This is a genomic window from Streptomyces sp. NPDC040622, assembly GCF_055593965.1.
The window spans coordinates 64,500-74,071 of sequence record NZ_JBVIXD010000021.1 but is presented as its reverse complement, the minus strand read 5'-3'; the positions used below and the strand labels follow the sequence as shown (position 1 = coordinate 74,071).

Genomic DNA, 9,572 nt, shown 5'->3' with positions numbered 1-9,572 from the left:
GGCCCGACGCAGCTCCACCGCGTCACCAAACCCAGCACCCGGCACGGAATCAGACATGAGTGTCCCCTTCATGTATATCGAGAGAAATACGGGGGGACACGCGCAGCCGCAGTTGAGGCCCCCCGTCGGCCTTGAGCGATACTGCCTGGTCCCACGGGGCGAATCAACCGCGTTCTAGTGCGCCCCTAATGAGCCTGGTGCGGCGCTCTACCTCGAATAAAGGGAGCCGGTGCCGGGGCTGGGTGAAGAATTAAACATGACAACTGCGGGTGTCGGGAAGATTCCAGCGTCATCAAATCTGAGTACTCCTGAAGGAGGAGACGACGACAGCGCGCGACGGGAATCGGAGTAAGTGATTCCGTCGCGCGCTGTCGCCGTCGCGGAGGTGCGGGTGCTTCAGGAGCACTGGGGCGCGGGTGTCCCCTGCGTACCGCTGTCACAGCGGTACGGGCGCCGCCTCCGTCCCGCTCCTGGCGATGCTCCGGAGGTGCTCCTTGAGGCTGAACCCCGGAGCCGACGCGTGCTCCGGCGTCAGGGCGGTGCCCTGGCTCAGGAGTCGGCGGGCCGCGATGTGGTCGGTGGGGCGGTTGACGGACTCGACCGCCTGGAGGTGCTCCCCACGGAAGAGGAGTACCGAGAAGGCGTCCGGGTCGTCACCGATGACCACCTCGGTCTCGTGACCCTCGTTGAACCCCGCGATCTGCACGGTCGTGGCGAACTGGTCGCTCCAGAACCACGGCAGTTCGTCGTACGGGTCGGGCGCGCCGGTCAGTCGCCGGGCGACCGACCGGGCGTGGCCGACGGCGTTCTGCACCGACTCGAGCCGCAACCGGTTCCCCGAGCGCACCTGCGGGAACGCCGCGCAGTCGCCGATGGCGGAGATGTGCGGATCGTCGGTCAGCAGCCGGGCGTCGACGGCGATGCCGCCGTGCACGGGAAGCCCCGCCGAGGCGGCCAGTTCCGTGCACGGGCTGACCCCGACACCGACCAGGACCAGGTCGGCGGGGAGCCGGCTGCCGTCGGCCAGTTCCACCGCCGTCACCCCCGAACGGCCGTCACCGTGCAGGGCCGTGACGCCCTGTCCGAACAGCAGACGGGTGCCGCTGTCCTGGTGCAGCCGCGTGAAGTGCTCTGCGGTCCGCGCCGAGGCGACCCGGGCGAGCGGACGGTCGAGCGCCTCGACGACCGTCACCTCGACGCCCGCTTCCCGTGCCACGGCCGCGAATTCGAGGCCGATGAAGCCGGCCCCCACCACCACCGCGTGCCGCGCCCCGGCGAGCGACTCCTGCAGCGCGGCGGCGTCCCGCGCGGTGCGCAGGGTGTGCACACCGCGCAGCCCGGCACCCGGCACGTCGAGCGTGCGCGGTGCGGAGCCGGTGGCGAGGACCAGGTGGCCGTAGCCGTAGGCGGAGCCGTCGGCGAGCCGGACCGTACGGGCCGCCCGGTCGATCTCCGTCACCGTGCCCGGGACCAGATCGATCGACTGCCGCACGTAGTACGTGGCGGGCCGCAGCCAGAGCTCCACCTCGTCCGCCTCGCCCTTGAGGTACGCCTTGGACAGCGGCGGCCGCTCGTAGGGCAGGGCGTCCTCGGAGCTGATGAGGGTGATGCTGCCCGGGTAGCCGAGCTCGCGCAGGGACGCCGCGGTCTGGTAGCCGCCCTGGCCCGCCCCGACGATGACGACCGACTCGGGGTGGGCGCGCTCCGTCAGCAGGTCCGCGGTGGTCATCAGTTCTGCCGTTCGGGGGTGTGGACGATCAGGCCGTCCAGGGCCTCGCTCGACTTGAGCTGGCAGCTCAGCCGGCTGTTGGGCCGACGCGGGCACGCGGTGAAGTCGAGCATCTCGTCCTCCCGCTCCTGCGGCGGCTCCAGCTTGTCGAGGGTGGTCTCGTCCACGTAGACATGGCAGGTGGCGCACTGCATGTTGCCGCCGCACTGGGCGACGATGCCGTCGATGTCGTTGAACACGGCGCCGCGCATGACGCTCGTGCCTTCGGGCACGTCGATCGAAGTCTGGTTTCCATCGACGGCGACGTACGTGATTTTGGGCATGACGGAACTCCTCGATGCATCCGGAACGCACGCGAGGGCGCGCAGTGGCACGGATGCCTGGCAAGTGGAAAAACGGAAGGTGGAGATGGCGCGGCCGGTGGTCGATGGGGGACGCGACACCCCTGTCAACCCACCCTCACACGCTGGCCGTTCGGACACGCGACGTCCTGGGCCAGGGATATGGCAGCGCTTTGGAGCGTACCAAACCAGTTCCGGCCAAAGCCAGAACCCGGTCGGCCGACCGGGTTCCGGACAGGGATCGGGAGGCCGTCAGGCGCCGGGCCGGTTGCCGCGGCCGCGGCGGGGGTCGGGCAGGCGGTGGGTCATGAACGGCCTGCTGGTGGTGAACTCCCGGAACTTCACGGCGGCATCGGAGAGGTACGTGTCGCGGTTCCAGACGAGGGTGAGCACGCGGCTGCAGTCGGGGGCGTTCACGTGCACCCAGGCGACCGGGACCTGGGAGTCGGTTCCGGCCTGCCGGGAGATCGCCGGGATGAGGCCGATGCCGAGCCCCGCGCTGATCATGTCCTGGCTCGCGCCCGGTTCGTCGCCCTCGCAGGACAGCATCGGCGTGAGCCCCTCGGAGGCGAACAGCCGGTCGAGCAAGGTGCGTTGCCACTGGCCGGGGCGGGTGGTGACGAAGGGCTCGGCGGCGATCTCGCGGATCGTCACGCTCTCCTGCCCGTCCAGCCAGTGGCCGCGCGGCACGGCGAGCAGTACCTCCTCGCGGGCCAGCTCGATCGACTCCAGGTTCGCGCCGGTCAGTGGCTGTGAGGCCACGCAGAAGTCGACCTCGCGGGCGCGCAGCTGGCGGTCCATCTCCTCCGCGTTCGACTGGTAGAGCCGGACGTCGGCGCGGGGATAGGCCGCCCGGAAGCTGCCCAGCAGATGGGTGATCGTCAGGAGGGTCTCGGAGGCGACGCCGACCCGGCCGAGCGCCGTGTCCCGGGCGTCGCTCAGGGCCCTGCGGGCATCGTCGAGCTCGCTCAGGGCGCGGTCGACGTGGCGCAGGAACACCGCGCCGTACTGGTTGAGCCGGATGCGGCGGCCCTGCCGGTCGAAGAGCGGGACGCCGAGCTCGGACTCCAGGCGGGCGACGGTCCGGCTGAGGGAGGGCTGGGCGACGCGCAGCTCCTCCGCGGCACGGCTGATGTGCTCGAAACGGGCGACGGCCTGGAAGTAGCGCAACTGCAGAAGATCCATGGTCCACCTTCACTTATGCCTTCCGGGACATCATCACATGGCAAAACCGGTCTTGGAATGCATAAGGAAACCTCTCTACGGTCTTTATCGAGGCCACCGCACAGATGGCGGGCAACGGAGCCCGGCACCTGCACACGCGAAGCGGCGACCCCACTCCTGACCGTTCACTCCTACCGGACCGTCCGCCGACCACACCGAAACCCGCCGAACCACCGGCCACCGTCCCCCCAGGAAGGTCGCATCATGAGCGCTGCGGATCTGGCCCGACTCCAGTTCGCGGCCACGACCGGCATCCACTGGCTGTTCGTGATCCTCACCATGGGGCTCGTCCCCATCGTCGCGATCATGCACACCCGGGCCGCGTTCACCCGTGATCCCGCCCAAAGAGCACTCCGGGAGCGAATGACCCGCTTCTGGGGCCAGCTCTACGTCATCAACTACGCGGTCGGCATCGTCACCGGCCTCGTCATGGAGTTCCAGTTCGGGCTCAGCTGGAGCGGCCTGAGCAAGTTCGCGGGCAACGTCTTCGGCGCCCCGCTGGCCCTCGAGACCCTCATCGCCTTCTTCGCCGAATCCACCTTCCTCGGCATGTGGATCTTCGGCTGGGGCCGTCTGCGCAGGGGCGTGCACGTCACGCTGATCTGGCTGGTCGCCCTGACCGCGTACGCGTCCGGGTACTGGATCCTGATCGCCAACGGCTTCATGCAGCACCCGGTCGGCTACGAAGTACGCGACGGCGTGGCCTACTTGACCGACTTCGCCGCGCTGCTCACCAACTCCAGCGCCCTGGTCGCCCTCCTGCACCTCTCGCTGGGCGCCCTGACGACCGGCGGCGTCTTCATGGCCGGCATCAGCGCCTACCACTTCCTGCGGGGCACCAAGGAGACCGAGCTCTTCCGCACCTCCATGAAGCTGGGACTGTGGATCTCGATGGTCGCCTCCTTCTTCGTCGTCGTCGTCGGCGAGATGCAGCGGCCCATCATCGAGCGGACCCAGCCGATGAAGGACGCGGTCCTGGAGAACAGCGGCGTCGCCGAGCTGCAGGCCCAGCTCGTCAAGGAGCACGGCCCCGGCAACTACGTGCCCTGGCAGGACACGATGCGGATCTCGATGGACGTCATGACGCTCATCGGCAACACCGTGTCCACGATCACGCTCATCGCCCTCGTCCTTCTCTGGAAGGACCGGCTCATCCGCTGGCGCTGGGCCTCCTGGATCCTGGTCGCGACCATCCCGTTCCCCTTCATCGCCTCCGTGGGCGGCTGGATCGTGCGCGAGGTCGGACGCCAACCCTGGATCGTGTACGGCCAGTTGACCGTCGAGGACGCGCTCTCCCACGTCGGGAAGACCTCACTGCTCCTGTCCTGCATCCTGTTCATCGCCATCTTCCTCGCGCTGGCGGTGACGAACTGGACGCTGATCACCAAGTTCGCCCTGCGCGGTCCCGACGCCACCCAGCTCGGCGCCACCGAACCGCTCCCGGACGACGTCCCCGACGGCCCGGAAGGCAGCGCCGAGGAGAAACAGCCGGTACCCGCCTTCTGAGCCGGCCCGCCCGGCACCCGCGGCCGGTACGACCGGCACCCCCACCGAGATGACCTCCCCTGCTGTAACGGAAAGTTGAGCGAGATGAGTCTGGAGACCGTCTGGCTGGCCCTGCTGGGCCTGCTACTCGCCGGGTACTTTGTGCTCGGCGGCTACGACTACGGCGCGCAGATGCTGCACCCCTTCCTCGGCCGAGACGGTCAGGAGGAGAAGCGCACCAGCTCGAACGCCGCCCTCGACGCCATCGCGCCGTTCTTCCTGGGCAACGAGGTCTGGCTGGTCGCCTTCGCCGGAGTCCTGTTCGGTGCCTTCCCGCACCTGGAGGGCACCCTCCTGTCCGGCATGTACCCGCTGATCGTGGCGATCCTGGCCGGCCTGGTGCTCGGCAACGCCGCCATCCAGCTGCGCCGCCGCTCCCGCAGTGCCCGCGGCCGCCGCGTGTGGGACGCCCTGATCGTGTTCGGCGGCGGCCTCCCCGCCGTGTGCTGGGGACTCGTCGTGGGGCTGCTGCTCCACGGCGTGCCCCGCCGCGCCGACGGAAGCTTCCACATCGGGTTCGGCGAGGTGTTCACGCCGTTCGTCCTGGCCTGCGGCGCCACCACCGTCCTGCTCTTCGCGGCGCACGGCGCGGCCTTCGTCGCGGTGCGCTCCGAGCCCGAACTGGGCCGCAAGGCACGTGAGATGGGCGCCAAACTGATCGCCGGTGCCGGTGCCGCGGGAGCCCTCGCGCTGCTCCTCACGTTCTTCGGGGCGGGCGCCTCGATGACCAACCGCGCGACCTCGGCGATCATCGCCGCCCTGATCGTGGCGTCGCTCGGCGCCGCCTGGTGGTACCTCACCCGCGGTCACAACGTCCTGGCGTTCGTCGCCACCTGCTGCGCCACCGCGCTGCCGGTGCTGCTCCTGGGGGCCGGGCACTACCCGTACCTCCTGATCACCGAGGCCGGCGCGGGGCTGGACATCGACCACGCCATCACCGACGACGCCACCTTGAAGATCCTCAGCGCCTTCGGGGTCCTCGTGATCCCGACGATCCTCGCCTACCAGTTCTGGAGCTGGTGGGCCTTCCGGGGGCGGACGGGCCAGCGTCACCCCAGCTACTTCTGACCCCCGGAAAGCGACGAGAGGGACCCCCACGATGAAGCCCGTCGAACGCCGCCTGATGAAGGAAATCCCGGCACTGCGGCGCCACATGACGTCCTCCGCGGTACTGGCCCTGGCGGGCGCCGGGCTCATCGTCACCCAGGCGGTCCTCCTGGCGACGGCGCTCGCCGACGGCTTCGCCGGACGCGGGCTCCGCGCCGGGACCCTGGCCGCGCTCGGCGCCGTCATGGCCCTGCGCGCGCTGCTCGCCTGGCTCCGCGGCGTGCTCGCCCAGCGCGCCGCGGTCGACGCCAAGCGCACCCTGCGCGACCGGATCACCGGCCGGCTGCGGCACACCAACCCGCTGCGCCTCGCCACCCGCAGGCACGGCGAGACGGCCACACTGCTCACCCGGGGCCTGGACGCCCTCGACCCGTACGTCGTCGGCTACCTGCCGACCATGGCCGCCACCGCCGTGGTCCCCCTCACCGTGGTCGCCTGGGTGGGCTGGACCGACTGGACCTCGGCGCTGATCATCGTCATCACGCTGCCGCTGATCCCGGTGTTCGGCGCCCTCGTCGGCCTGCACACCGCCCAACGCACCGCCCGCCAGTGGAGGTTGCTCTCCCGCCTCGGCGGACACTTCCTGGACGTGGTGGCCGGCCTGCCGACGCTGCGCGCGTTCGGCCGCGAGGGCCACCAGACCAAGGTGGTCCGCGAGATGGCGGACGCCCACCGGCGCGCCACCATGCGCACCCTGCGCGTGGCCTTCCTCTCCTCCCTGGTCCTGGAGACCGTCGCCACCCTCTCCGTGGCGCTGGTCGCCGTCCCGGTCGGCCTGCGGCTGCTGCACGGCAGCGTCGACCTGCACACCGCCCTGGTCGTCCTCTTCCTCGCCCCCGAGGCGTATCTGCCGCTGCGCGCCATGGGCGGCGCCTTCCACGACAGCGCCGAGGGCATCTCCGTGGCCGAACGGGTCTTCACCGTCCTCGACGAGGAGGACGACTCCCCGGCACCCGCCGACCCCGCCGCCGCCCCCGACGCCCGCACGGCGCACCTGAGCCTCCACGACGTCACCGTCCAGTACCCGGGCCGCACCGAACCCGCCCTGGAAAACGTCTCGTTGACCGTCGCCCCCGGCGAGCACATCGCCCTGGTGGGCCCGAGCGGCGCGGGCAAGACCACGCTGCTCTCCCTCCTCCTCGGCTTCGTCACCCCGACGACGGGCCGGGTCGCGGCCGGCGGCACCGACCTCGCCGACCTCGCTCCCGACGACTGGTTCCGCCAGGTGGCCTGGGTGCCCCAGCGCCCCCACCTGATCGCGGGATCCGTCGCGGAGAACATCCGCCTGGGCCGCCCCGACGCGAGCGACGCCGAGGTCCACGAGGCCGCCCGTGCCGCGTCGGCGGACGCCTTCGTCGCGGAACTGCCCGAGGGGTACGACACCGTCCTCGGCGAGCACGGCGCCGGGCTCTCCGCGGGCCAGCGCCAGCGCATCGCCCTGGCCCGCGCCTTCCTCAAGGACGCCCCCGTCCTCCTCCTCGACGAGCCCACCGCCCACCTCGACCCCGAGAGCGAGGCCGCCGTCACGCGCGCCACGGTCGCCCTCATGCGCGGCCGCACCTCGATCGTGGTCGCCCACCGCACGAGCCTGCTGCCCCACGCCGACCGGATCATCACGGTACGAGCGGGCGGCATCACCCTCCCCGGCCCGGTGACCCCCGACCCGGTGCCCCTCCCCGAGCTGACGCCCCCGGCCGAAGTCCCCCCGGCCGAACCGGTCCCCTCCGAAAGGCTGGTGGCCTCATGACCGCCTCGTCCACCACGGCCACCGCCCCCGGCCGCGCCACCGGGACCCGCCCCACCGCCCGCCTCCTGCGCCACCTCCTGCCGTACTGGCGCAGGCTGCTGCCCGCCTCCCTCGCGGCCGCGGGCAGCGAGCTCGCCGCCGCCGCGCTGATGGCCACCGCCGCCTGGCTCATCACCCGCGCCGCCGAACAGCCGCCGCTGTCCGCGGTGAGCGTCGCGATCGTCGCCGTCCGCGCCCTGGCCCTGGGACGCGGCGCGCTGCGCTACATCGACCGGCTCCTCGGCCACGACGGAGTGCTGCGCGCCGTCGCCGGCTTCCGCGCCCGGGTGTACGAGGCACTCGTGCCGCTCGCCCCGGCCGGCACCCCCGCCTTCCGCGGCGGCGATCTGCTGACCCGCCTCGTCGACGACGTCGACGCCGCCCAGGACCTGCTGCTGCGCGTCATGATCCCGGTCACCGCCGCCTGCGCGGTCGCCGCGGCCGCCACCGGAACGGCCGCCGTACTGCTGCCCGGGGCCGGCGCGCTGCTCGGTGTGCTGCTCGCAGTGGCCGGGCTCCTGGTTCCCGCCCTGGTGCTCGCGCTGTCCCGCCGCGCGGGCCGCGCCGAAAAGGCGGCGCGCGCCGAACTCGCCGCCGTCACCGTCGACCTGACCCAGGGCGCCGCCGACCTCGCCGTGTACGGCGCCCGGGGCCGCACCCACGACCGTGCCCGCGACGTGGCCGCCAGGATCGCCCGGATGGAGCGCCACAAGGCGCTCACCACCTCGCTCGCCCAGGCCGTGATCATGGTGCTGCAGGCCGGGGCGACGATCGGCGTCACCTGGCTCGCGCTGCGCGCCCACGCGGCGGGCGACCTGCCCGCCGTCCACCTCACCGTCCTCGCGGTCCTCGCGCTGGTCTCCTTCGAGGCGCTGACGCCGCTGCCCGCGGCCGCCCGGCGCTTCGCCGAGGTGCGTGCCTCCGCGCAGCGTCTCGCGGACCTCTTCGACACCCCGGCGCCGGTCACCGACCCGATCGCCCCGGCCCCGCTGCCCACCGAGGGCCCGCTCGACGTGACCGTCACCGACCTGCGGGTCCGTCACCTCCCCGGCGGACCCGCAGCCCTGGACGGGGTCAGCCTGCGGCTGCCGGCGGGCCACCGCGTCGCGCTGCTCGGCGCCAGCGGCTCCGGCAAGTCGACGCTGATCGCCGCGCTCATGCGGTTCGTCCCGTACGAGGCGGGCAGCATCCGCGTCGGCGGGCGTGAACTGAGCGCGTGCACGGGCGCCGATGCCCGCCGCGCGATCACCGGCGTCACGCAGGACGCGCACGTCTTCCACGCCTCGATCCGCGCCAACCTGATCCTGGCCGCCCCGGACGCCACCGACGCCGAGCTGCGCGACGCGGCCCGCAGGGCGAGGATCCTGGACTGGATCGAGTCGCTGCCGCAGGGCTGGGAGACCGTGCTCGGCGGGGACGGCGCCACCGTCTCGGGCGGCCAGCGCCAACGGCTGCTGCTGGCCCGCGCGTTGCTCGCCGACCCGCCCGTCCTCGTCCTCGACGAACCCACCGAGGGCCTCGACCCGGACACCGCCGCCGCCGTGCTCGCCGACATCCTCGACGCCACGCGGGGCCGCACCACGCTCCTGGTCACGCACGAGCGGTCGGGCCTCGCCGCCGCCGACGCGATCGTGACCCTGGACCGGGGCCGGATCCGTCCCGTCACGCACGAGGACCTCGACGACGCCTCGGAGAGCCTCGCCGCCATGGCGCTCTGAGGCGGAGGTCCGTACGGGGGACCCGGGGCGAAAACCGTAGCCGGACGCGCGTCGAGTCCCTCTTGCCAAGCCCCCGCGAGAAGCCGAGGATTATCCCTCCTCGGACGGCCTCCGAGGTGTCG

Annotated in this window: 7 protein-coding genes; 4 read left to right on the top strand and 3 right to left on the bottom strand. The window is 72.0% G+C overall.

Translation table 11 applies throughout. The annotated features are described in order from the left end of the window. Positions 1 to 436: 436 nt before the first annotated feature. The 3 genes from ACZ592_RS37655 to ACZ592_RS37645 form a co-directional block, all read right to left on the bottom strand. Positions 437 to 1,729 carry an NAD(P)/FAD-dependent oxidoreductase gene (locus ACZ592_RS37655; protein ID WP_471586254.1) on the bottom strand — a complete coding sequence of 431 codons (1,293 nt, stop codon included), beginning with the start codon at positions 1,727 to 1,729 and terminating at the stop codon, positions 437 to 439. Then, positions 1,729 to 2,052: a 2Fe-2S iron-sulfur cluster-binding protein gene (locus ACZ592_RS37650; protein WP_471586253.1), complete on the bottom strand. Its 324-nt coding sequence runs from the start codon at positions 2,050 to 2,052 to the stop codon at positions 1,729 to 1,731. Before ACZ592_RS37650 ends, ACZ592_RS37655 begins: the two co-directional genes overlap by 1 nt. Positions 2,053 to 2,322: 270 nt before the next feature. Further along, positions 2,323 to 3,255 carry a LysR family transcriptional regulator gene (locus ACZ592_RS37645; protein ID WP_471586252.1) on the bottom strand — a complete coding sequence of 311 codons (933 nt, stop codon included), beginning with the start codon at positions 3,253 to 3,255 and terminating at the stop codon, positions 2,323 to 2,325. Positions 3,256 to 3,498: 243 nt separating this feature from the next. Here ACZ592_RS37645 and ACZ592_RS37640 point away from each other — a divergent pair, with 243 nt between their 5' ends. The 4 genes from ACZ592_RS37640 to cydC all read left to right on the top strand — a co-directional run bounded on the left by ACZ592_RS37640 (position 3,499) and on the right by cydC (position 9,450). Continuing rightward, positions 3,499 to 4,800: a cytochrome ubiquinol oxidase subunit I gene (locus tag ACZ592_RS37640; protein ID WP_471586251.1), complete on the top strand. Its 1,302-nt coding sequence runs from the start codon at positions 3,499 to 3,501 to the stop codon at positions 4,798 to 4,800. An 84-nt stretch (positions 4,801 to 4,884) separates the two neighbouring features. Then, positions 4,885 to 5,907, top strand: a complete 1,023-nt coding sequence (gene cydB, locus ACZ592_RS37635) for a cytochrome d ubiquinol oxidase subunit II (RefSeq protein WP_471586250.1) — start codon at positions 4,885 to 4,887, stop codon at positions 5,905 to 5,907. Between the two features lie 31 nt (positions 5,908 to 5,938). Further along, entirely contained in the window at positions 5,939 to 7,693 is a 1,755-nt protein-coding gene (gene cydD / locus ACZ592_RS37630) for a thiol reductant ABC exporter subunit CydD (RefSeq protein ID WP_471586249.1), read from the top strand. Next, complete coding sequence (cydC, locus tag ACZ592_RS37625) at positions 7,690 to 9,450, top strand: thiol reductant ABC exporter subunit CydC (protein ID WP_471586248.1); 1,761 nt, start codon at positions 7,690 to 7,692, stop codon at positions 9,448 to 9,450. Before cydD ends, cydC begins: the two co-directional genes overlap by 4 nt. The last annotated feature ends 122 nt before the right edge of the window (positions 9,451 to 9,572 follow it).